At 72.2% G+C, this 22,101-nt stretch carries 20 protein-coding genes and 2 tRNA genes; 3 read left to right on the forward strand and 19 right to left on the reverse strand.

Annotated elements, in window-relative coordinates:
- Positions 1-29: 29 nt before the first annotated feature.
- From FDF13_RS13885 to thiL, 6 genes are read right to left on the reverse strand one after another with little or no spacing between them, the layout of a single operon-like run.
- Entirely contained in the window at positions 30-1,262 is a 1,233-nt protein-coding gene (locus FDF13_RS13885) for an MFS transporter (RefSeq protein WP_137320163.1), read from the reverse strand.
- Positions 1,259-1,750, reverse strand: coding sequence for a pantetheine-phosphate adenylyltransferase (gene coaD, locus FDF13_RS13890; protein ID WP_137320164.1), 492 nt, complete (start codon positions 1,748-1,750; stop codon positions 1,259-1,261). The genes FDF13_RS13885 and coaD overlap by 4 nt, the downstream gene beginning before the upstream one ends.
- A 9-nt stretch (positions 1,751-1,759) precedes the next feature.
- Entirely contained in the window at positions 1,760-2,350 is a 591-nt protein-coding gene (rsmD, locus tag FDF13_RS13895) for a 16S rRNA (guanine(966)-N(2))-methyltransferase RsmD (RefSeq protein WP_137320165.1), read from the reverse strand.
- Positions 2,350-4,596, reverse strand: coding sequence for an ATP-dependent DNA helicase RecG (locus FDF13_RS13900; RefSeq protein ID WP_137320166.1), 2,247 nt, complete (start codon positions 4,594-4,596; stop codon positions 2,350-2,352). Before FDF13_RS13900 ends, rsmD begins: the two co-directional genes overlap by 1 nt.
- A 24-nt stretch (positions 4,597-4,620) precedes the next feature.
- The gene (locus FDF13_RS13905; protein WP_175406989.1) at positions 4,621-6,207 is read right to left on the reverse strand and encodes a DAK2 domain-containing protein; all 1,587 of its coding nucleotides are present in this window, start codon (positions 6,205-6,207) and stop codon (positions 4,621-4,623) included.
- A complete protein-coding gene (gene thiL / locus FDF13_RS13910; RefSeq protein ID WP_137320168.1) occupies positions 6,204-7,220 on the reverse strand; it encodes a thiamine-phosphate kinase in 1,017 nt (338 codons plus the stop codon). The genes FDF13_RS13905 and thiL overlap by 4 nt, the downstream gene beginning before the upstream one ends.
- A 37-nt stretch (positions 7,221-7,257) precedes the next feature.
- Between thiL and FDF13_RS13915 the strand changes: the two genes are divergently transcribed.
- On the forward strand, positions 7,258-7,737 hold the full coding sequence (locus FDF13_RS13915) for a DUF3515 family protein (protein WP_137320169.1): 480 nt from the start codon (positions 7,258-7,260) through the stop codon (positions 7,735-7,737).
- 29 nt (positions 7,738-7,766) lie between these two features.
- On the opposite strand, the gene FDF13_RS13920 is transcribed toward FDF13_RS13915, so the two are convergent.
- The 7 genes from FDF13_RS13920 to leuC form a co-directional block, all read right to left on the reverse strand.
- Positions 7,767-8,897: a D-alanine--D-alanine ligase family protein gene (locus FDF13_RS13920; protein ID WP_137320170.1), complete on the reverse strand. Its 1,131-nt coding sequence runs from the start codon at positions 8,895-8,897 to the stop codon at positions 7,767-7,769.
- A 9-nt stretch (positions 8,898-8,906) separates the two neighbouring features.
- The gene (locus tag FDF13_RS13925; protein ID WP_137320171.1) at positions 8,907-9,446 is read right to left on the reverse strand and encodes a YbhB/YbcL family Raf kinase inhibitor-like protein; all 540 of its coding nucleotides are present in this window, start codon (positions 9,444-9,446) and stop codon (positions 8,907-8,909) included.
- A gap of 24 nt (positions 9,447-9,470) precedes the next feature.
- Entirely contained in the window at positions 9,471-10,478 is a 1,008-nt protein-coding gene (locus FDF13_RS13930; RefSeq protein WP_137320172.1) for an NAD(P)H-dependent glycerol-3-phosphate dehydrogenase, read from the reverse strand.
- Positions 10,475-11,284: a 1-acyl-sn-glycerol-3-phosphate acyltransferase gene (locus FDF13_RS13935; RefSeq protein ID WP_137320173.1), complete on the reverse strand. Its 810-nt coding sequence runs from the start codon at positions 11,282-11,284 to the stop codon at positions 10,475-10,477. The genes FDF13_RS13930 and FDF13_RS13935 overlap by 4 nt, the downstream gene beginning before the upstream one ends.
- Positions 11,281-12,600, reverse strand: a complete 1,320-nt coding sequence (gene murA, locus FDF13_RS13940) for a UDP-N-acetylglucosamine 1-carboxyvinyltransferase (RefSeq protein WP_137320174.1) — start codon at positions 12,598-12,600, stop codon at positions 11,281-11,283. Before murA ends, FDF13_RS13935 begins: the two co-directional genes overlap by 4 nt.
- Positions 12,601-12,663: 63 nt before the next feature.
- Entirely contained in the window at positions 12,664-13,263 is a 600-nt protein-coding gene (gene leuD / locus FDF13_RS13945) for a 3-isopropylmalate dehydratase small subunit (protein ID WP_137320175.1), read from the reverse strand.
- A gap of 30 nt (positions 13,264-13,293) precedes the next feature.
- Positions 13,294-14,697, reverse strand: coding sequence for a 3-isopropylmalate dehydratase large subunit (gene leuC, locus FDF13_RS13950; protein ID WP_137320176.1), 1,404 nt, complete (start codon positions 14,695-14,697; stop codon positions 13,294-13,296).
- 93 nt (positions 14,698-14,790) lie between these two features.
- Here leuC and FDF13_RS13955 point away from each other — a divergent pair, with 93 nt between their 5' ends.
- The gene (locus FDF13_RS13955) at positions 14,791-15,510 is read left to right on the forward strand and encodes an IclR family transcriptional regulator (protein WP_137320177.1); all 720 of its coding nucleotides are present in this window, start codon (positions 14,791-14,793) and stop codon (positions 15,508-15,510) included.
- A gap of 189 nt (positions 15,511-15,699) precedes the next feature.
- Here FDF13_RS13955 and FDF13_RS13960 read toward each other — a convergent pair.
- Both FDF13_RS13960 and FDF13_RS13965 read right to left on the reverse strand, forming a co-directional pair.
- Positions 15,700-15,772: transfer RNA gene (locus FDF13_RS13960), tRNA-Glu, on the reverse strand.
- Positions 15,773-15,794: 22 nt separating this feature from the next.
- Positions 15,795-15,866 (reverse strand) — tRNA-Gln (locus tag FDF13_RS13965).
- Between the two features lie 82 nt (positions 15,867-15,948).
- Here FDF13_RS13965 and FDF13_RS13970 point away from each other — a divergent pair.
- A complete protein-coding gene (locus tag FDF13_RS13970) occupies positions 15,949-16,677 on the forward strand; it encodes an SDR family NAD(P)-dependent oxidoreductase (protein ID WP_137320178.1) in 729 nt (242 codons plus the stop codon).
- Between the two features lie 112 nt (positions 16,678-16,789).
- Here the strand turns inward: FDF13_RS13970 and FDF13_RS13975 are convergent, their stop codons facing one another.
- The 4 genes from FDF13_RS13975 to FDF13_RS13990 form a co-directional block, all read right to left on the reverse strand.
- Entirely contained in the window at positions 16,790-18,166 is a 1,377-nt protein-coding gene (locus FDF13_RS13975; RefSeq protein WP_137320179.1) for an NAD-dependent succinate-semialdehyde dehydrogenase, read from the reverse strand.
- Between the two features lie 166 nt (positions 18,167-18,332).
- The gene (locus FDF13_RS13980) at positions 18,333-19,679 is read right to left on the reverse strand and encodes an alpha/beta fold hydrolase (protein ID WP_254668823.1); all 1,347 of its coding nucleotides are present in this window, start codon (positions 19,677-19,679) and stop codon (positions 18,333-18,335) included.
- Positions 19,676-21,094: a glutamate--tRNA ligase gene (gltX, locus tag FDF13_RS13985; protein WP_247423992.1), complete on the reverse strand. Its 1,419-nt coding sequence runs from the start codon at positions 21,092-21,094 to the stop codon at positions 19,676-19,678. The genes FDF13_RS13980 and gltX overlap by 4 nt, the downstream gene beginning before the upstream one ends.
- Before the next feature lie 133 nt (positions 21,095-21,227).
- Positions 21,228-22,037 carry a fumarylacetoacetate hydrolase family protein gene (locus tag FDF13_RS13990; RefSeq protein WP_137320181.1) on the reverse strand — a complete coding sequence of 270 codons (810 nt, stop codon included), beginning with the start codon at positions 22,035-22,037 and terminating at the stop codon, positions 21,228-21,230.
- Positions 22,038-22,101 lie beyond the last annotated feature (64 nt).

A 22,101-nucleotide genomic window follows, 5' to 3' on the forward strand; every position in this document is an offset into this window, starting at 1 on the left:
ATCGGACCCCGCGGATGACACGCGAGACACTAGTCTAGACGCTCCCGAGGTGAACTTCCAGTCGGCGGAGCCCCGCGCAGCGCGGTCGATCCGGCGGCAGTGAGGAGGAGCGCACCGGACAGCAGGAACACCGCCCCGGTCGGCCCGAAAGCCGCGACCCCGGCCGCCGCGGTGGGGATGACGACCTGGCTCAGCCGGTTGCCGGCGAGCCGGATCGAGAGCACCGCGGCCCGGTTCGCGGGGTCGGCGAGCGTCGACACCCAGGTCATCGTCATCGGCTGCGTGAGCCCGAAGGCGAACCCGGCGGCGACCATGAGGATCGCGAGCACCCAGAACCGCGGCTGCACCGGGATGAGGAGGAGCGCGATCCCCCCGGTCAGGCTGGCGAGCGCGAGCAGGCGGGTGAAGGGGACGAGCCGGGTGAGCCGTCCGATGGAGAGCCGGGACACGATCGAGGCGAGCGTGCGCAGGGTGAGGAGCGCGGCCACCGCCTGCACCCCGAGGCCGTAGCGCTGGCCGATGAGCGGCAGGTAGGCGGTCATGATGTCGACGGCGGCGAGCGTGGCCATCGAGGCGAAGATCGCCGGCTTCATCCCCCGGGTGCCGAGGATGGCGAGCGGCGAGCGGACGCTCGAGCGCGCCTCCGCCCTGGGTACGTGGCGCACCGCCGGGCGGCGCGTGATGCCGACCATCGCCGGCACCGCGAGCGCGGCGATCCCGGCCATCGCCCACATCGCCGGCTGCACGTGGGCGTCGGCCCCGCCGGTGCCGGCGATGAGGCCGGCCACCGGCACGCCGACCGCCTGCCCGGCGGAGACCCCGACGGTGAGCGTGCCGAAGCGACGGTTGAGGTCGGACTGCGCGAAGGACTGCGGGATGAGTGCCTGCCCGGACACGGTGGTGAGCACCTGCCCCATGCCGAGCGCCATGTTCGCCGCGAGCAGCACCGCCACCCCCGGGGACCAGGCGGCGCCGGCGGCCGGGAGGATCGTGAGCACGGTGCCGATCCACATCACCGGCATCGCGTAGCCGCGGTCCACCCAGCGACCGATCGGGATCGCGGCGAGCAGCGGGGCGAGCGAGTAGGTGGCGGTGACGAGGCCGAGCACCCCCGCCCCGCCGCCGAGCTCGAGGGTGCGGTAGGAGATGAGCACGCGCAGCCCGTTGTAGGCGGCGTGGACGATGAGGGTGTAGACGATGAGCGCGGTGAACCAGCCGGGTCCGCGCCGCCCGGAGTGCGCGCGTTCGGCGCTCGCGGTCATCCGCGCTTCGCGTCCATCGCCTCCAGGACAGCGGCGGGCACGAGGCCGGAGACGTCGCCGCCGAGTGCGTGGACCTCCCGGATGAGGGAGGAGGACACGTGCTCGAAGCGCGGGTCGCCGGGGACGAAGATCGTCTCGAGCTCGGTGAGGTGGCGGTTCATCAGCGCCATCGGCAGCTCGTAGGCGAAGTCGGTGCCCGAGCGCAGGCCCTTGATCACCGCGCGCGCCCCGATGTCCCGGCAGTAGTCGACGAGCAGGCCGCCGGGCACGTCGTCGATGACGATGTTCTCAGCCGCCGCGGTGCGTGCGTCCTCCTCGAGCCCGGCGGTGATGAGCGCGATGCGCTGGGCCAGCGGGAAGTTGCCCGTCTTCGAGGGGTTGTGCACGACGGCGACGACGACCTCGTCGAACAGGGCCGAGGCGCGCGCGGCGATGTCGATGTGGCCGACGGTGACGGGATCGTAGGACCCGGGCAGGACTACCTTCATGCGGCCATCCTAATGCTCACCCGCTGCGGCCTCCCGGGCGGCGTCCTCGGTGAGCTGGAGGAGCCACAGTCGGGTCTCCCCCGTCGTCCTCTCGCGGTACACCTCGAGATCGGCGGGCAGCGCGGGGGCCGGGGAGCGCGAGGAGCGCTCGAGCACGACGAGGGAGTCCACCCCGGCGAGGACGGGCACGAGGAGCGCGAGCACCTCGGCGACGTCCGACTCGCCCAGCGGATAGGGCGGGTCGGCGAACACGAGATCGGCCGAGCGGGCCGGGCGCTCCCGCAGCGCCGTCGTCGCCTGCCGGGTGAGCACCTCGGCCCGGTCGTCGAACCCGAGGGAGCGGATGTTGCCGGTGATGACCCGGGCCACCGAAGCCGCCTTCTCGACGAACACCGCGCGCGCAGCCCCCCGGCTCAGCGCCTCGAGGCCGAGCGCCCCGGAGCCGGCGAACACGTCGAGCACCCGCGCTCCGTCGAGCACGCCCAGCGCGGCGAGGGAGGAGAACAGTGATTCGCGCACCCGGTCGGAGGTCGGCCGGGTGCCGTCGCCGGGCGGCGCGCTCAGCGGCCGGCCGCGGTGGGTGCCTGCGATGATCCGCATCAGCCGGCCTCGATCCAGTCCTCGTCCGCCGCCCCGAGGATCCGGTCGATGGCCGCCCGCAGGGCCGGCTGCCCGGTCAGGCCCGGGTCGGCGGCGACGACCTGCCGGGCGGCCTCGCGCGCCTGCTCGATGATCTCGACGTCGCGGATCACCGACAGGTGGCGCAGGGAGCTGCCGCGGCCGGACTGGGCGCGGCCGAGCACGTCGCCCTCGCGGCGCTGCTCGACGTCGTACTCGGCGAGCGCGAAGCCGTCGAGTGTCGCAGCGACCGTCTCGAGCCGCTCCATCGCCTCGGATCCGGCGGCGCGGCGGGTGACGAGGAAGCAGGTGGCGGCCGAGCCGTCGCGGCCCACCCGCCCGCGCAGCTGGTGGAGCTGGGCGACGCCGAACCGATCGGCGTCGTAGACGACCATGGTGCGGGCGTTGGGCACGTCGATGCCGACCTCGATGACGGTGGTCGCGACGAGGACGTCGATCTCCCCGGCGGCGAACAGCCGCATCACCGTGTCCTTGTGGGCCGCGTCCATCCGCCCGTGGAGGCTCGCGACCCGCAGGCCGGCGACGGCCGGGTGCTCCTGCACGCGGGCGACGAGGTCGTCGACGCCGAGCACCTCGGGCACGGGTTCGCCCTCGGCGTCGATCTCCGGCGGCTGGGTCTCGATCCGGGAGGCGACGATGAAGGTCTGCTCGCCGCGCGCCCCGCTCTCCCCCACGATCTCGAGGATCCGGCCGAGCCAGCGGGGGTGGGCGTCGAGCGACACCGCGTGGCTGGTGATCTCCCGGGTCCCGCCGGGCATGTCGGAGAGCACGGACACGTCGAGGTCGCCGAACACCGTCATCGCGACGGTGCGCGGGATCGGGGTCGCGGTCATGACGAGGGTGTGCGGGATCCGGTCGCCGCCCTTGGCCCGCAGGCTCTCCCGCTGCCGCACACCGAACCGGTGCTGCTCGTCGACGACGACGAGGCCGAGGCGGGAGAACATCGTCGTGTCCGACAGCAGGGCATGGGTGCCGACGAGGATGTCGATCCGCCCGGACACGAGGTCGAGGAGGAGCCGCTTGCGCTCGGCGGTCGACAGCGATCCGGTGAGCAGCCCGACGCGCACCCGGCGCGCGCCCGGACTGCCGGCCCCGGCCCACACCGTGGTGAGGTCCCCCGCCGCTCCGCTCGGGTCGAACAGGCCGTCGGGTTCGGCGAGGCCGCCGAGGTAGCGCAGGAGCGAGCGGTGGTGCTGGGCGGCGAGCACCTCGGTCGGGGCGAGGAGGGCGGCCTGGGCGCCGGAGTCGACGGCCTGGAGCATGGCGCGCAGGGCGACGAGCGTCTTGCCGGAGCCCACGTCGCCGTGGAGCAGGCGGTTCATCGGCTCCTCCCCGGCGAGGTCGGTCGCGATCGCGTCGCCGACCGCGTGCTGGGAGCCGGTGAGGGCGAAGGGCAGGCCCGCGTCGAAGGTGCCGAGCAGCCCGGCGGAGCGCGGTGCCCCGTCCTCGTCCCCGTCACCGGCACCGGCACCGGGCAGGGCGATGGCCCGGTCGTCGGCGGCGAGCGCCTTGCGGGACAGCAGCTCGGCCTGCAGCGCATAGGCCTCCTCGAACTTCCAGCGCCGTCGGGCGCGCTGCGGCTGGTGCTCGTCGACGGGCCGGTGCATCCATTCGAGCGCGGTGCGGTAGTCGGGCAGGCCGTTGACGGCGCGGATCTCGTCGGCGATCGGGTCGGCGAAGGCCTCGGGCGGGGCGGTGTCGAGGAGGACGCGGATGAGCCGCTGGATGCGGGTCGTCGCGATCGTGCTCGTCGCCCGGTAGACGGGGATCGGCACGGACAGGTCCTCGTCGTCGAGCGATTCCGTGCCGGTCGGGTTGAGCCAGCGCGGCGAGGCGATCTGCACGGTCCCGCGGTACAGGGTGACCTTGCCGGTGAGCGCCACGTGCCGGCCGGTGGTGAGCGTGTTCGCGATCCACGGCTGGTTGAAGAACGGCGCTTCGACGTCGGACAGGCCGTCGGAGAGCACGACGGTGGTGAGCGACTTCCGGTTCGCGAGCTGCTTGGCGGTCACGCGCACCACGCGGGCGCTCACCACGGCGACGGTGTCGGGCACGAGCGCATCGAGCGGGGTGACCTCCCCGGGCACCACGTAGGTGCGGGGGAAGTGGCGCAGCGCGTCCTCGAGGGTGGTGATGCCGACGGTCGCGAGGTCGGTGAGATCGCGCTTGCGGGAGATCAGCTTCGCCAGCGGGGTGTCGGTGCTCATGGGGTGCCTCCCGTCCGCCCGGTCCTATTCGACGCCGAGCACCGCGTAGCCGCGCGGGTGCAGGCTGTGGACGGTCTCGACGGAGATCTCCGGGTGGGCGTGCGCGAGGTGCGCGGACAGCGCGGCGCCCACCGTTTCCGGCAGCCGGGCGCCGGTGACGACGGTGAGGAGCTCCCCGCCCGCGCCGAGCAGTCGTTCGGCGAGCGCGACGACGGCCTCGACGGGGTCGGTCTCGACGGCGCGGATCCGGCCGTCGATGACGGTGAGGAGATCGCCGGTCTCGAACATCAGGGGGCCGGCGGAACCGGTGCGGGCCTGCACCACCGCGCCCACCCGGGTGGCTGCGGCGGCCTCGGACATGTCGGCGTGGATGACGCGCGGGTCCTCGGCCGCATCGTGGACGGCGAGCGCGGAGAGCACTGCGGCGACCGAGCGGGAGCGCACGATGCTCACGTCCTCGGCCGTGCCGTGGGCGGCCTGCACGCGCTTGAGCGCGGCGGCGCTGTCGGGCACGACGACGACCGGGGAGGAGGCGTCGGCGATGAGCTCGGTGAGGCGCTCGTGGACGGCGGGGTGGTCGGAGTCGAGGACCAGCGCGTCCTGCAGCCCGCAGGCGAACAGCAGCCCGACTCCGCTGGCGAACGCGATCACCGTGGTCCGGGTGTCGCTCCCCCCGGTCACCGACAGGTCCTCGACACGCAGGTCGGACACCCCGTAGGCGTCGCAGGCGGTGAGCACCGCGAGCGCGTGCTCCTCGTCGGGGACATGGACGTGGACCATCGGCCACGACACGACGACGGAGGTGCCGCGCGCCTTGGCGAGCAGCCGCTTGACCGGGCGGGTGCGGTCCTTCTCCTCCGCGAGGTGGAACACGAGCTCGAGGGCGTCCTCGCCGTCGCCGTGGCCGCCGCCGGTGAGGACCGGGAGGGCGACGCCTGCGGACGCGTCGTGGGCGATGCCGCGCTCGGAGGTCGGGGCGCGCCCGGTGACGGTGAGGTAGAGGAGGTCGAACAGCTCGACGATGCCGGTGGACCCGGCGTCGACGATGTTCGCCTCGAACAGCACGTCGAGCTGACCGGTGGTCTCCCGCAGGGCGGCGCGGGAGCGGGCGCGGACCGCCTCGATCTGTGCGATGAGGGTGTCCCCGGCCTCGGCACGCGTGCGGGCTTCGGCGGCCATCGCCTCGAGCACGGTGAGCATGGTGCCGTCGACGGGGTCGGCGACGGCCTCCCGGGCGCGGAGGGCGGCGAGCTCGAGGGCCGAGGCGAAGGCGGGCGCGTCGAGCACGGTGACGCCTTCGAGGGCGTCGGCGACGCCGCGCAGCGCGACGGACAGGATGAGGCCGGAGTTGCCCCGCGCCCCGCGCAGCGCGCCGGTGGCCATCGCGCCGATGACCTCGGGGAGGGTGACAGAGCCGGACAGGCTCTCCACCGCGCGGTAGGCGCTGCGCACGGTGTGGTAGAGGTTCGACCCGGTGTCGCCGTCGGGGACGGGGAACACATTGAGCGCGTTGATGTCGTTGCGCTCGCGGCGCAGCCGCTCCACGGTGCGGCGGGCCCAGCGGGCGGCCAGCCGACCGTTGAGTCGGACCGGGTCCTCCTCCGTGCTCACCTGTCCCCCGTGAAATGCCTGAATGCGGTGTCGGCGACCGGCTCCCCGTCGAGGGAGACGCCGGAATCGCCCGCCCGGCACGTGCCGATGCGCGTCCAGCCTACCGGAATGCGCCCCGGATCCACGGTGGCGATGAACCCGTGGTCCTCTCCCCCGGTGAGCACCCAGTGGAGGGCGCGGGCCGCGGGGTCGGGGTCCCCGAGCGCGCGGGCCGCCGGGACCAGGGGCGCGGCGAGCGCGGTGAGGGCGTCGCGGTCGAGCGCGGCGGCCACCCCCGAGGCGCGGGCGACCCGGCCGAGATCGCCGGCGAGTCCGTCGGAGGCGTCGATGAGGGCGTGCGCGGACCCGGCGATCGTTGCGGCCGCGGCGTAGTCCGGGCGCGGGGCACGCTGCACCTCGATGAGAGCGGCGAGGTCCGCCGGGGCGCCCTCGGGGGCGCACCCGGCGAGGAGGAGGTCGAGGCCGGCGGCCGCCCGGCCGAGGGTGCCGGCGAGCACGACCGCATCGCCGGGCCGGGCTCCGGAGCGGAGCACCGCGGGCCCGGTCAGCGTGCCGAGCGCGGTGACGGACACGATGAGGCAGGGGCCGCCGGACAGGTCGCCGCCGAGCACGCTCGCCCCGGCGCGCCGCGCCTCGGCCGCGAACCCGTCCATGATCCCGGTGAGCACGTCCACCGGGGTGGTGCCGGGAGCACCGAGGGAGATGACGAGCCCGTGCGGGGCGGCGCCCATCGCGTGGACGTCGGCGAGATTCTGGGCGGCGGCCTTGACGCCCAGGCGCACCGGATCGCACCAGGCGGGCAGGAAGTCCTCCCCCTCGACGAGCATGTCCGCGGTGGTGACCAGACGACCCTCGATCCGGGACACCGCGGCGTCGTCGCCGGGCCCCACCGGCACCCGGGCGGGGTCCGGGGCGGGCAGCCGCGCGAGGATCCGGGCGAGCACCCCGTCCTCCCCGAGCGCTTCGAGGGTGGGGTTCGCGGCGGAGTTCACGGAGTCGGCAGGAGGGGTCATAGTCCCCCAGTATGCCAAGCGGACTACCCTGGGAGGCATGCTCCGTCGCCTCCTCCCGCTCCTCGTCCTCGCACCCGTGCTCGCGGCCTGCACCCCGGCCCTCGTCCTCGAGCCGGCCCCGCAGGCGCACGACCCGGCCTGTGCGGAGGTCATGCTGCGGATGCCCGATGAGATCGACGGGACCCCGGACCGCGACACCTCGGCGCAGGGCACCGAGGCCTGGGGGGATCCGGCGCTCGCGATCGCGCGCTGCGGGATGGAGCCGCCGGCGCCCACGACGGACCGCTGCGTCACCGTCGACGGAGTGGACTGGATCTCCACCGAGGAGTCCGAGGAGTCGTGGACGTTCGTCACCTACGGGCGCACGCCCGCCGTCGAGGTGATCCTCGACCCGACCCGGGTGTCCGGGGCGACGGTGCTGTCCACGGTGTCCCCCGCGGTCACCGTGCTCGAGCAGACCGGTGAGTGCGTGGGCGCCCAGGACGCCGAGCAGGTGCCCGAGGCGCCCGAGAGCTGAGCGCTGTCCGCCCGACCGGCGGCTGCCGCTCAGGCGGAGATGCCGGGAGCGGCGGCGGGGACGTCCTCGAGCGCGGTGCGGATGAGCTCGGCGACGACGCTCGGGTAGTCGACGCCGCTCGCCTCCCACATGCGGGGGAACATCGAGCTCGGCGTCATGCCGGGCAGGGTGTTGATCTCGTTGATGACGACCTCGCCGGCGGGGGTGACGAAGGTGTCGACGCGGGCCAGGCCGGTGCAGTCGAAGGCTTCGAAGGCCCGGATCGAGGCGGCTCGCACCCGGTCGGCGACCTCGCTGTCGAGGTCCGCGGGACAGCTGAGGACGACGGCATCGCCGTCGAGGTACTTCGCCTCGAAGTCGTAGAACTCGTGATCGCCGACGACGGTGATCTCCCCGAGCTCGCTCGCCCGGGCGGGCTCGCGGTGGATCGAGCCGAGCACCCCGCACTCGATCTCGCGGCCGGTGACCATGGGCTCGACGATGACCTTGTGGTCGTGGGCGAAGGCCTCGGCGAACGCCGCGGCGAGTCCTGGGGCGTCGGCGACCTTGGACACGCCGACGCTCGAGCCGGCGCGCGCGGGCTTGACGAAGACGGGGAAGCCGAGCCCGGTGACGCGCTCCGTCACGGCGGCGGGGTCGGCCTGCCATTCACGGTCGGTCACCCGCTCCCACGGGCACACCTCGAGGCCGGCGGCGCGGAGCACGATCTTCATGAAGTGCTTGTCCATGCTCGCTGCGGAGGCGTAGACGCCCGAACCCACGTAGGGGGTGCCGGAGAGCTCGAGGAAGCCCTGGATCGTGCCGTCCTCGCCGAACGGGCCGTGGAGCATGGGGAAGTAGACATCGACCGCGCCGAGCTCGGTGATCGCACCACCGGCGTCCCGGTGGAGCAGCGGGGCCCCGGTGGCGGCGATCGGCGGGATCACCGCAGTGCCGTCGTCGGCGACCTCCGGCATCGCCGCGGCGTCGAAGTGCATGTCCTGCCAGTCCTCGACGAGCCGCCACGTGCCGTCCTGGGTGATGCCGATCGCCAGCGCCCGGTACTGCGCGGGGTCGATCGCCGCGAGCACCCCGGCAGCCGTGACGCAGCTGACGGAGTGCTCCGGCGAACGGCCGCCGAACAGCACGGCGACGAGCGGACGGGTGTCTGCGGGAGTCATCCCCCCAGATTACTTCGCCTCGAAAGTGGTTTCGATCCAGGCGCGCCCGATGGACTTGAAGAACAGGTTGAAGCCGACGAAGGCCGGGGACGCCGAGTCGTCGAGGCCGAGCGGCTCGGACAGCGCGTGGACGATGAAGAAGTAGCGGTGCGGGCCGTGGCCCTCCGGCGGGGCGGCGCCGACGAAGCGGGGCTCCCCGGCGTCGTTGCGCATGGTGACCGCGGATCCGGGCAGGAGCCCGGCGTCGGGGTCGCCGGCGTTCGTCGGGAGCGCGGTGACGTCGGCGGGGAGGTCGGCGACGACCCAGTGCCAGAAGCCGGAGCCGGTGGGCGCCTCGGGGTCGTAGCAGGTCACCGCGAAGGCCTTGGTCTCCGCAGGGAACCCGGACCAGGACAGCTGCGGGGAGACGTCCTCGCCGCCGGGCACGCCCATGATCCCGGAGCGCTGCGCCGCGGCGAGCTCGCCGCCTTCGGTGATGTCCTCGCTGGTGAGCTCGAAGCGCGGGACCTCGTTGAGGTTGGCGAACGGCGAGTTGTGGAATTCGGTCATGGCGACTCCTCGGGTATCGGTCGGCTAGTGCGTCGGTCCTTCGGTCTTCCTCTTCCGAGCCAATAGCAATCCGGCGAGTTCGTCAACACGCAGGCGCCCGCCGAGCACCGCGACGACGGCCTGGGTGATCGGCAGCTCGACGCCGCGGGAGCGGCCGAGCTCGAGCACTGCGGCGGCGGACTTCACGCCCTCGGCGGTCTGCCGGGTGCGGGCAGCGGCCTCCTCGAGGGTGAGACCCTCCCCGAGCAGCCGGCCGAACGAGCGGTTGCGCGACAGCGGCGAGGCGCAGGTCGCGACGAGGTCGCCGAGCCCGGCGAGGCCGGACAGGGTGTGGAGCTCGGCACCCATGTCGAGGGCCAGCCGCGAGGTCTCCGCGAGACCGCGGGTGATCACCGAGGCCTTGGAGTTGTCGCCGAGCCCCTGCCCGTCGCACATCCCCACGGCGAGCGCGATGACGTTCTTGATCGCCCCGCCGAGCTCGACGCCGGTGACGTCGGTGTTCGTGTAGGGCCGGAAGTAGGGGTTCGCGGTGAGCGCGGCGATCCGCTCCGCGGTCTGCGCGCTGTGCGAGGCGACGACGGTGGCGGTGGGCTGCCGGGCGGCGATCTCCTTGGCGAGGTTGGGACCGGACACGATCGCGATCCGCTCCCCCGGCATCCCGGAGACATCGGCGATGACCTCGCTCATCCGCTTCCCGGTGTCGACCTCGATGCCCTTCATCAGGCTGACGAGGATCGCATCGGGTGCGAGCAGCGGGGTCCAGGCGGCGAGGTTCTCCCGCAGGGACTGGGCGGGCACCGCGAGCACGACGACCTCGGCGCCGGTGAGCGCTGCCGCCGGGTCCGCGGTCGCGGTGATCCGCTCGTTGAGCACGAGCTCGCCCAGGTAGGCGCGGTTGGTGTGGTGGGCGGTGATCTCCTCGGCGACCTCGGGCCGGCGCGCCCACAGGGTGACGTCGTTCCCGGCGTCGGCGATCACGCCGGCGAAGGTCGTGCCCCAGGATCCGGCGCCGAGCACGGCGATGCGGCTCATCGGCCGGCCTCCGGGTCCTCGGTGAGCGCGGCGCGGAACCGCTCGGGCAGCTCCTCCCCGCGCAGCCGGGCCACGCCGGCGGCGATGTGGGAGGTGATGCGGTCGGTGAGCGCGCGGATGCCGTCGTGGTCGTAGGCGAGATCCTCATAGGCGATCGGATCGCCGAACAGCACCGTGCACACCGAGCCGGGGCTCGGCTTCGGGATCTTCGAACCCACCGGCATCGGCTTCTGCAGGCCCCAGTGCGCGAGCGGGATCACCGGGGCGCGGGTCTGCAGGGCGAGCCGGGCCGCCCCGGTCTTCGAGGGCTCCGGCCACAGCTCGGGGTCCTTGGTCAGGGTGCCCTGCGGGTAGATGACGACCTTCTCCCCGGCCTCGAGCGCGGCGCGCGCGTACTGGAGGGAGTCGCCGGCCCGGGCGGAGCCGCGGAGCACCGGGATCTGTCCGATCCGCTTGAGCACCGCCCCCACGATGCCGGTGAACAGCCCGGACTTCGCGAGGTAGTGCGGCAGGTAGCCGTTGCGCCACAGGGTCAGCCCGATCGCGATCGGGTCGAGGTAGCTCGCGTGGTAGGGCACGATGATCGCCGGACCCTCGGGGATCCGGTCGAGGCCGAGGACCTCGATCCGCCCGAACAGCGGGTAGAGGAGGCCCACGGGGCCGGCGATGAAGGGAGCGGACCGGTACTGGCTCCGCAGCGCCGGGTCGTCGAACTCGACGTGGTACTTCGGGGCGTGGAACTTCTTGGCGGTCTTGGGCACGCGGGGCTCCGGGGTCGCAGGGTCGGTCCTCTCCGGGGCGCTCATCCGGCGCTCACCCGGGCCCCCAGTCCGTCGAGCTTGTCGAGGAAGTCCTCGTAGCCGCGGTTGATGAGCTCGATGCCGCGCACCCGTGAGGTGCCCTCGGCGGCGAGGGCGGCGATGAGGTGGGAGAACCCGCCGCGCAGGTCGGGCACCTCGATGTCCGCGCCGCGCAGCGGGGTGGGCCCGGAGATCACGGCGGAGTGGCGGAAGTTGCGGCGGCCGAACCGGCACGGGGTGCCGCCCAGGCACTCGCGGTAGAGCTGGATCGTCGCGCCCATCCGGCCGAGCGCATCGGTGAATCCGAACCGGTTCTCGTACACGGTCTCGTGGATGATCGAGAGCCCGGTGGCCTGGGTGAGGGCGACGACGAGCGGCTGCTGCCAGTCGGTCATGAAGCCGGGGTGGACGTCGGTCTCGAGGACGATCGAGTTGAGCGGTCCGCCGGGGTGGCTGAATCGGATGCCGTCCTCGAGCACCTCGAAGGCGCCGCCGATCTTGCGGAACACGTTGAGGAAGGTGATCATGTCCTGCTGGTGCGCACCCTCGACGACGATGTCGCCGCCGGTGGCGAGGGCCGCCGATGCCCAGGACGCCGCCTCGATGCGGTCGGGCAGGGCGCGGTGGGTATAGCCGGTCATCGACTCGACGCCCTCGATCCGGACCACCCGGTCGGTGTCGACCGAGATGATCGCGCCCATCTTCTGCAGGACCGCGACGAGGTCCATGATCTCGGGTTCGATCGCGGCGTTCTTGAGCTCGGTGATGCCCTCGGCGCGCACCGCGGTGAGGAGCACCTGCTCGGTCGCGCCGACGGACGGGTACGGCAGCTCGACCTTGGTGCCGCGCAGCCGCTGGGCGGCGGTGAGGCGGATGCCGCCCGGGGTCTTGTCGACGGTGGCGCCGAACTGCCGGAGCACGTCGAGGTGGAAGTCGATCGGCCGGTCGCCGATCCGGCAGCCGCCGAGGTCGGGGATGAAGGCCTGTCCGAGGCGGTGGAGCAGCGGGCCGCAGAACAGGATCGGGATGCGCGAGGCGCCGGCGTGGGCGTCGATGTCGACGATCGAGCCCTGGGATGCCCCGGCCGGGTCGAAGGTGAGCTCGCCGTCGGGGAGGCCGGAGTCCGGGCCGGCGCTCACGCTCACCCCGTGGACGTCCAGCAGCCCGGTGACGACCTCGACATCGCGGATCCGCGGGACGCCGCGGAGCACCGAGGGAGTGTCGCCGAGCAGCGAGGCGACCATCGCCTTGGAGACGAGGTTCTTCGCCCCGCGGACGCGGACGCGACCCGCCAGCGGCGTGCCTCCGTGGACCTCGAGCATGTTCCTCCTCGCGCGTGCTGCGGTGACCCTACGCATGCTAGCCGACGCGCGGGGCCGCACGGCTCAGGTGCGGGCCGGGAGCGTGGCGGGCTTGAAGGCGGGGCGCTCGGCCTCGAAGGCGGTGATGTCGGCCTCGTGCTGGAGGGTCAGACCGATGTCGTCGAGCCCCTCGAGGAGCCGCCAGCGGGTGTAGTCGTCGATCTGGAACGGCACGGTGAGGGTGTCGCAGGTGACCGTGCGGGCCTCGAGGTCGACGGTCACCTCGGCGCCGGGCTGGTTCTCGAGGATCTTCCAGATGAGCTCGATGTCCTCCTGCTCGAGCTGGGCGGCGACGAGTCCGCCCTTGCCGGAGTTGCCGCGGAAGATGTCGGCGAAGCGGGAGGACAGGACCGCGGCGAAGCCGTAGTCCTTGAGCGCCCAGACCGCGTGCTCGCGCGAGGAGCCGGTGCCGAAGTCCGCGCCCGCGACGAGCACCGAGCCGTTGCGGTAGGGCTCGTGGTTGAGGACGAAGTCGTCCTGCTTGCGCCAGCGGGCGAACAGGGCGTCCTCGAAGCCGGTGCGGGTGACGCGCTTGAGGTAGACGGCGGGGATGATCTGGTCGGTGTCGACGTTCGAGCGGCGCAACGGCACGCCGACGCCGGTGTGGGAGGTGAATTTCTCCATGGGTGGCCCCTTTCGGATCGTGCGGGTGCGTCAGTCGAGGTCGGCGGGCGAGGACAGGGTGCCGCGCACGGCGGTCGCGGCGGCGACGAGCGGGCTGACGAGGTGCGTGCGTCCGCCCTTGCCCTGGCGGCCCTCGAAGTTGCGGTTCGAGGTCGAGGCGCAGCGCTCCCCCTCCGACAGCTGGTCGGGGTTCATGCCCAGGCACATCGAGCAGCCGGCGAACCGCCACTCGGCGCCGAAGTCCTTGAAGACCTGGTCGAGCCCCTCGGCCTCGGCCTGGAGGCGGACCCGCGCGGAGCCGGGGACGACCATCATCCGGATGTTCGGGTTCTTCTGCCGACCCCGGATCACCTCGGCCGCGCCGCGGAGGTCTTCGATGCGGCTGTTCGTGCACGAGCCGAGGAACACGGTGTCGACCGCGATGTCCCGCAGCGGGGTCCCGGGGGTGAGCCCCATGTAGGCGAGCGCGTTCTGCGCCGCCGACTTCTCGTTCTCGTCGCCGATCGACTCCGGGTCCGGCACCGACCCGCTCAGCGGCAGGCCCTGGCCGGGATTGGTGCCCCAGGTGACGTAGGGCTCGATGTCGGCGGCCTCGAGGACCACCTCGGCGTCGAACTGCGCGTCGTCGTCGGTGCGCAGCGTCTTCCAGTACTCGACGGCGGCGTCCCAGTCCGCGCCCTGCGGCGCGTGGGGGCGGCCCCGGAGGTAGTCGAAGGTCGTCTGGTCGGGGGCGATCAGGCCGGCGCGGGCACCCGCCTCGATCGACATGTTGCAGATCGTCATGCGGGCCTCCATCGAGAGCTTCTCGATGGCCTCGCCGCGGTACTCGAGCACGTAGCCCTGGCCGCCGCCGGTGCCGATCTTCGCGATGATCGCGAGGATGATGTCCTTCGAGGTCGACCCTTGCGGGAGCTCCCCGTTCACGGTGATCGACATCGTCCTGAAGGGCTTGAGGCTGAGCGTCTGGGTGGCGAGCACGTGCTCGACCTCGGAGGTGCCGATGCCCATCGCGATCGCACCGAACGCGCCGTGGGTGGAGGTGTGGGAGTCGCCGCACACCACGGTCATGCCCGGCTGGGTCAGGCCCAGCTGCGGTCCCACGACGTGGACGATGCCCTGCTCGGCGTCGCCGAGCGAGTGGAGCCGGATGCCGAACTCCTCCGCGTTCTTCCGCAGGGTCTCGATCTGGGTGCGGGAGGTGAGGTCGGCGATCGGCTTGTCGATGTCGACCGTCGGGGTGTTGTGGTCCTCGGTGGCGATCGTGAGGTCGGGACGCCGCACCGGGCGCCCGGCCAGCCGGAGGCCCTCGAAGGCCTGCGGGCTCGTGACCTCGTGGACGAGGTGCAGATCGATGTAGATGAGATCGGGTGCGCCGTCCGCGCCGGCCTTGACCACGTGGTCGCCCCAGACCTTCTCGGCCAGAGTCCTGCCCATGACTGCCTCCTTCGAATGAGTCCTATGGATCCTAGACGCGCGTTCTGCATGGCGGACTTGCATCTCGATCTATGAGACGGCAGAATACTGCGCATGACCACACAGAACGGCAGCGGCGTGGGTGTCATCGACAAGACCGCGCTCGTCCTCTCCGCGCTCGAGGCGGGTCCGGCATCCTTGGCCGAGCTCGTCACCCTCACCGGGCTCGCCCGGCCGACCGCCCACCGCCTCGCGGTGGCCCTCGAGTTCCATCGCTTCGTCGGCCGTGACATGCAGGGCCGGTTCACCCTCGGACCCCGGCTGTCGGAGCTGTCCTCGGCCGCCGGCGAGGACCGCCTGCTCGCCGCCGCCGGACCGGTGCTCAACCAGCTCCGCGACCGCACCGGGGAGAGCGCCCAGCTGTTCCGCCGCCAGGGCGACCTGCGCCTGTGCGTCGCCGCCGCCGAGCGCCCGGTCGGTCTGCGCGATTCGGTGCCGATCGGGGCGACGCTGAGCATGCGCGCCGGGTCCGCCGCCCAGGTGCTCCTCGCATGGGAGGAGCCGGACCGCCTCCACACCGGGCTGCGCGGGGCGCGGTTCTCCGCGACGATCCTGTCCGGCGTGCGCCGCCGCGGCTGGGCGCAGAGCATTGCCGAGCGCGAGCGGGGCGTGGCCTCGGTGTCCGCACCCGTGCGCGGGCCGAGCAACCTCGTCGTCGCCGCGGTGTCGATCTCCGGTCCCGTCGATCGCCTCACCCGCCAGCCCGGCCGGCTACATGCGCAGGCGGTGCTCGAGGCCGCGAAGGCCCTCACCGACGCCCTCAACCGCGCCTGACGAAAGAGCAATTTCCGAAGGTTCCTGAGAGCGGATCCGCACGATTTCGCATGTTCAGCACGGCCTACTGACCGAGTTCTGCTGACCTTGCGAAGAATCGCGCATCGGCTCTCAGGAACCTTCGCATTCTGATGTTTCGGGGATGACGAAGGCCCGGAGGATCTCATGATCCTCCGGGCCTTCCGTGTGTACCCCCGAGCAGGTTCGAACTGCCGTTTCCGCCTTGAGAGGGCGGCGTCCTAGGCCACTAGACGACGGGGGCCTGATACTCCGAGTTCGGAGCGCTGGGATACCAGGACTCGAACCTAGACTAAGTGAACCAGAATCACTCGTGCTGCCAATTACACCATATCCCACTGCGATTCGACCGCCTTGCGATCTCATCGGCAACGAGAGATTACTCTACACACCTCGGCACCCCCGTGCAAAACTGAGAGCATGGATCTCTCACTCGCGAACTCCGCGTACATCGTCACCGGCGGCACCTCCGGATTGGGCCTGGCGACCGCCCAGGCCTTGATTTCCGAGGGTGCGCGCGTCCTCGTGTCCTCCCGCAACCAGGAGAAGGTCGACGCCGCGGTCGCCGAACTCGGTGACGGAAGTCACGGAATCGCACTCGACAACGCCTCGCCCGAGGCACCCGCGACCCTGTTCCGCACCGCGGCCGAGGCCTTCCCCGACTCCCCCGTGCGCGGACTCATGATCTCCGTCGGCGGCCCGAAGAAGGGCCGCTTCTTCGAGACCACGGAGGACGACTGGCGCGCTGCTCTCGATTCGGTGCTGCTCGGCACACTGCGCCTGGCCCGGTATGCCGGGGAGCACCTCGGGCCCGGGTCCGCGATCGGCATGGTGCTGTCGTCATCGGTGTGGACCCCGGTGCCCGACATCGCGATCTCCAACGGCCTGCGCCCGGGCCTGGGCATGATGGTCAAGACGCTGTCCGACGAGCTCGGACCGCGCGACATCCGGGTGGTCGGTGTGGCCCCCGGCATCATCCGCACCCCGCGGGTGGGCAGCGCCGAGGTGCCCACAGACCACATCCCGCTGCGCCGCCTGGGCACGCCCGAGGAGTTCGGCCGGGTCGCCGCGTTCCTCCTCTCCCCCGCCGCCGCCTATGTCACCGGCAGCGTCATCCCCGTCGACGGCGGGATGATCCGAGCCCTGTGACGGTCGCGGCCCGCTGAGCGGCACGGGAGGTGGATGACCGCGCCCGTGGACGCCGACGGCGCGGCCGGGGCGCCCCCGACCGCGCCGTGCGCAGCTCCTCAGCTCGGTCGACTCACTCCTCGCCGACCCAGTAGAGGCGCTTGTTGACGAACTCGTCCATGCCCACGGGCCCGAGCTCACGGCCGAACCCGGAGCGCTTGACCCCGCCGAAGGGCACGTTGGCGCCCTCGGCCGCGGTCGTGTTGACCTTGGCCATACCGACCTCGAGGCCGGCGCCGACCTTCTTGGCCCGCTCGGGATCACGGCTGAACACGGTGCCGCCGAGCCCGAACTGCGAGTCGTTCGCGAGCTCGAGCGCCTCCTCGTCGCTCGTCACCTTGTAGACCGTGGCGACGGGGCCGAACAACTCCTCGTAGTACACGTCCGAGCCGCGCGGGATGTCGGTGACGACGGCCGGGGAGACGTAGGCGCCGGAGTCCGACAGCTCGCCGCCCACGCGGATCTGCGCGCCGGAGTCCTTGGCCCGGGACAGCTGCTCGGCGAGGCGCTCAGCGGCCCCGCGGGACGACAGCGGCTGGTAGACCGTGGCGTCCTCGGCGGTGAAATCGCCCGGGCTCGCGGCCTGCGCGAGCTTCTCGAGCTCGGCGACGAACTCGTCGTAGATGTCGTCCATGACGATCAGCCGCTTGTTGGAGTCGCAGGCCTGACCGGTGTTGTACATCCGCAGACCCCACGCGGTCTCCGCGGCGGCCTTGACGTCGTCGGTGTCGAGCACGATGTACGGGTCGGAGCCGCCGAGCTCGAGCACGGCCTTCTTGAGGTGCTGGCCCGCGAGCGCACCGACGACCGCGCCTGCCCGCTCGGACCCGGTGAGCGACACTCCGGCCACCCTCCGGTCGCCGATGAGCGCGGCGATCTGGTCGTGGCTGGCGTAGATGTTCGTGTACACACCGGCAGGCACCCCGGCGTCGTCCATGATCTGCTGGATCGCAGCCGCCGACCGCGGGCAGATCTCCGCGTGCTTGAGGAGGATGGCGTTGCCGAGCATGAGGTTCGGTGCGGCGAAGCGCGCCACCTGGTAGTACGGGAAGTTCCACGGCATGATGCCGAGCAGCACGCCCACGGGCAACCGCTCGAGCACCGCGGAGGCGCCGTCGACGTCGAGGGTGGTCTCCTGGGAGAACTTCTCCCCGTTGTCGGCGAAGTACTGGAAGATCTCGTTGCAGTACTCGGCCTCCTCGACGCCCTCGGTGAGGCGCTTGCCCATCTCCTCGCCGATGATCCGGCCGAGCTCGTCCTTGCGCTCGTCGAACAGTGCGGCGACCTTGCTGACGATCTGAGCGCGCTCGGCGATCGGGCGCTGCGCCCATTCCCGCTGTGCGGCGTCTGCGGCGCTCAGCACGTCCTCGAGCTGGGCGTCGGTGGCGGTGTCGAAGGTCTCGACGACATCGCCGGTGGCGGGATTCTCCACGCGGTATCCGGTGCTCATTCCATTCTCCCCTTCATTGGGGAGACTCCCGACTCCGGGAGCTCCCCGATCGGTGTCCGCGGCGGAGCCTCCGCCGCGTGCAGTGGTTCTGCTCCCACCGTACGACGCGGGACTGAACGGCGCATGTGCTCGGCGTGACAATCTCATCCCCACCGCGCACGGCGTCTCACACCTCGTCGCGGACCATCCGGATGAGCCGGTCGAGCACCGCCGGGCCCGAGGCGCGCAGCCCGTTGTGCTCGTACTCGTTCGTCACCCAGGTGCGCAGCCCGGGCACGAGCTCTGCGGTGGCGAGCGAGAGCTCGCGCGGCACGTAGGCGTCGTCGAAGTAGACGGCGGCCGCCGCCGGGACCGAGGTGCGGGCGAGTGCGGCCGGGTCCCACAGCTCCGGCCAGTCCCGGGCGGCGAGTGCGTGCGCGGTGGACTCCCACGCCTGCAGCAGCCCGGTGGTGAAGTGCTCCGGCAGGATGTGCTCCCCGGAGAGCAGGGTGGGCTCCGCGGCGGCTGATGCGGGCATCGTCCGGGCCGCTGCCCAGTCGGTGCGATGGCCGCTGGCCCAGCAGCTCTCGTGGAGCACGGCGTAGAGGGGATTGCGAGCGCCGAACGGGAGCGCGGCGAGCAGGTCGGCGCGGAAGGCTGCGGTGTCGATGTCGTGGTCGAGGAGCGCGAGAAGCCGCTCGACCCCGCCCGAGGCGCCGAGCAGGTGCCCGAGCGAGCGCACGTGGGCAGGCCCGGCGAGCGTGCCGTCCGGCAGGCTGATGCCGGCGCCTGCGGCGCGGGCGGCGAGTGCCGCGAGTCGTTCGCCGGCGTGCGGGTAGCGCTGGGTGAAGGCCTGGGATCTCGCGCTCATGGTCGCCCAGGTCCGGGCATAGACGTCCGCCGGTGCGGGCTGCGGTGCGCCCGGGGCGCCGACGGCGGGCAGTCCGCCGGTGAAGAACGCCTCGGCGACGCCGTCCGGGTGGGCGGACAGGTAGTGCAGCGTGCAGAACCCGCCGAAGGACTGGCCGAGCACGCTCCACTGCTGGGTTCCGAGCGCACGGCGCAGGATCTCCGCATCCTCGACGATCGCATCGGCCCGGTAGTGGGCGAGGTGGTCGGCGAGCGCCTCGGCCGCGCGGTCGGTCTGCGGCGGCGCGGCGAGCTCCGCGGGCACGCCGGTGACCCGCCCGTCGACGATCCCGACCGGGGTCGAGCGCCCGGTGCCGCGCTGGTCGAGGAGGACGACGCGGTAGTCCTCGAGTGCACGCGGCAGCCAGGCCGGGTCGGTGCGGGTGGGACGGAACGCCTCGGCCCCGGGACCGCCCTGGAGGTAGAGGAGATAGGGCTTCTGCGCCCCGGGCTCGGCGGAGCCGGGCCGGCCGACAACCCGGGCGAAAACCTCGAGCGTGCCCGGGGTGGAACCGGCGTGGTCGAGGGGCACACTGACCGTGTGCTCCTCGAGCTCGAGGCCCGGCAGCCGCGCGGTGCGGATCCGATGCCCGTCCGGCGCGCCGCCGCCTGCCGCCTGGGTCACTGCGCGAGGTGCGCGGCGAGCGCCCGCAGGCGGGTGAGCGAGGAGTCCTTGCCGAGGATCTCCATCGACTCGAACAGCGGCGGGGACACGCGGCGACCGGACACGGCGACGCGCAGCGGCCCGAACGCCAGCCGGGGCTTGATCCCGAGCTCGTCGACGAGCTTCGCGGTGAGCGCGTCCTGGATCGCCGCGGTCGTCCAGTCGTCGAGCGGCTCGAGCACCTCGAGGGACGCGGCGAGCACCTGCGGCGCGGTGTCCTTGAGCGTTTTGAGCCCGTCCTCGGTGAGTTCGAGCTCGGCGTCGGACACGAAGAGGAACCGCAGCAGGTCCGGGGCCTCGCCGAGCAGATTCATGCGGGTCTGGACGAGCGGGGCCGCGGCGGCGAGGATCTCGCGTTCGCGTGCGTCCGGCTCGCCGGAGAGCACGCCGGCGTCCTGCAGGTAGGGGATGAGGCGCGCGGTGAAGTCGGCCTCGTCGAGGAGCCGGATGTGGTCGGCGTTGATCGCGGTGGCCTTCTTGACGTCGAAGCGCGCGGGGTTCGGGTTGACGTCGTGGATGTCGAAGGCGGAGACGAACTCCTCGACGGAGAACACGTCGCGGTCCGGGCCGATCGACCAGCCGAGCAGCGCGAGGTAGTTGATGAGCCCCTCGCGGATGAATCCGTTGTCGCGGTGGAGGAAGAGGTTCGACTCCGGGTCGCGCTTCGACAGCTTCTTGTTGCCCTGGCCCATGACGTAGGGCAGGTGGCCGTACTCAGGCGTCTGCTCCGCGATGCCGATCGCCTTGAGCGCCTCGAACAGGACGAGCTGGCGCGGGGTGGAGGACAGGAGGTCCTCGCCGCGGAGCACGTGGGTGATGCCCATGAGGGCGTCGTCCACGGGGTTGACGAGGGTGTAGAGCGGCTGCCCGTTGGCGCGCACGACGACGAAGTCCGGCACGGTGCCGGCCTTGAAGGTGATCTCCCCGCGCACGAGGTCGGTCCAGGTGATGTCCTCGTCCGGCATCCGCACGCGGAGCACCGGCTCGCGGCCCTCGGCACGGAAGGCGGCCTTCTGCTCCTCGGTGAGGTCGCGGTCGAAGCCGTCGTACCCGAGCTTGGAGTCGCGCCCGGCGGCCCGATGGCGCGCCTCGACCTCCTCGTTCGTGGAGAAGGACTCGTAGAGGTGACCGCCGGCGGTGAGCTTCTCGATGACGTCTGCGTAGATGTCACCGCGCTGCGACTGCCGGTAGGGGCCGTGCGGCCCGCCGACGTCGATGCCCTCGTCCCAGTCGAGGCCGAGCCAGCGCATCGCCTCGAGAACCTGGCCGAAGCTCTCCTCGGAATCGCGGGCGGCGTCGGTGTCCTCGATGCGGAACACGAAGGTGCCGCCGGTGTGCCGGGCGTAGGCCCAGTTGAACAGGGCGGTGCGCACCATCCCGACGTGCGGGGTGCCGGTGGGCGATGGGCAGAAGCGGACTCTGACGCTCAATGGGGTTCCTTTTCGATCGACAGGTGCGGTGGGGGCGGCGCGCACCGGGTGGGTGCGGGTGCCGGGCGGGGCGCCGGGTTCAGGCGTCCATGACGGGGTTGGAGAGCAGGCCGAGGCCGTCGATCGCGATGTCGACGCGGTTGCCGGCGACGATCTCCCCGACGCCGGCAGGTGTGCCGGTGAGGATGACGTCGCCGGGCAGCAGGGTGATCGTCTCGCTCAGGTGCTCGATGAGGGTGGGGATGTCGAAGATGTAGTCGTTCGTGTTCCCGTCCTGTTTGAGCTCGCCGTCGACCCAGGAGCGGATGCGCACGCCTTCGGGGTCCATGTCGGTCTCGATCCACGGACCGAGCGGCGCGGAGGTGTCGAAGCCCTTGGCCCTGGACCACTGCTTGTCCGTCTTCTGGATGTCACGCAGGGTGACGTCGTTGCCGGCGGTGTAGCCGAGCACGTGGTCGTAGGCCTTCTCCGCCGGGACCCGCTTGGCGACACGGGAGATCACCACGGCGAGCTCGGCCTCGTAGGACACGTGCTCGCTGATCGCCGGCAGCCGGATCGGGTCGCCGGGGCCCGCCACGGCGGTGTTCGGCTTGAAGAAGGTCAGCGGCGACACCGGCACCTCGTTGCCGAGCTCCTTGGCGTGGTCGGCGAAGTTGCGGCCCACGCCGATGACCTTGGAGCGCGGGATGATCGGGGCGAGCAGCCGGACGTCGTCGTAGGCCAGCCGGGTGCCGGTCGACTGGGCGGGGCTGAAGAAGGGGTCCGAGTCGAGGACCGCGATCTGCAGGCCCGAGGTGTCGAGCGTTCCGTCGGAGTCGACCTCGGGCAGGTCGCCCTCGACGACTCCGTAGGCGGGTGCGTCCTCATGGATGAATCGTGCGATGCGCATGGGGTCAGTCTACGCAGGGGGACGGACACGGGGCGGATCGGCCGTGTCCGCGGTGGGTGCGAGG

It is taken from the genome of Brevibacterium sp. CS2, from assembly GCF_005280295.1.
GTDB classification, from domain to species: Bacteria; Actinomycetota; Actinomycetes; order Actinomycetales; family Brevibacteriaceae; genus Brevibacterium; species Brevibacterium pityocampae.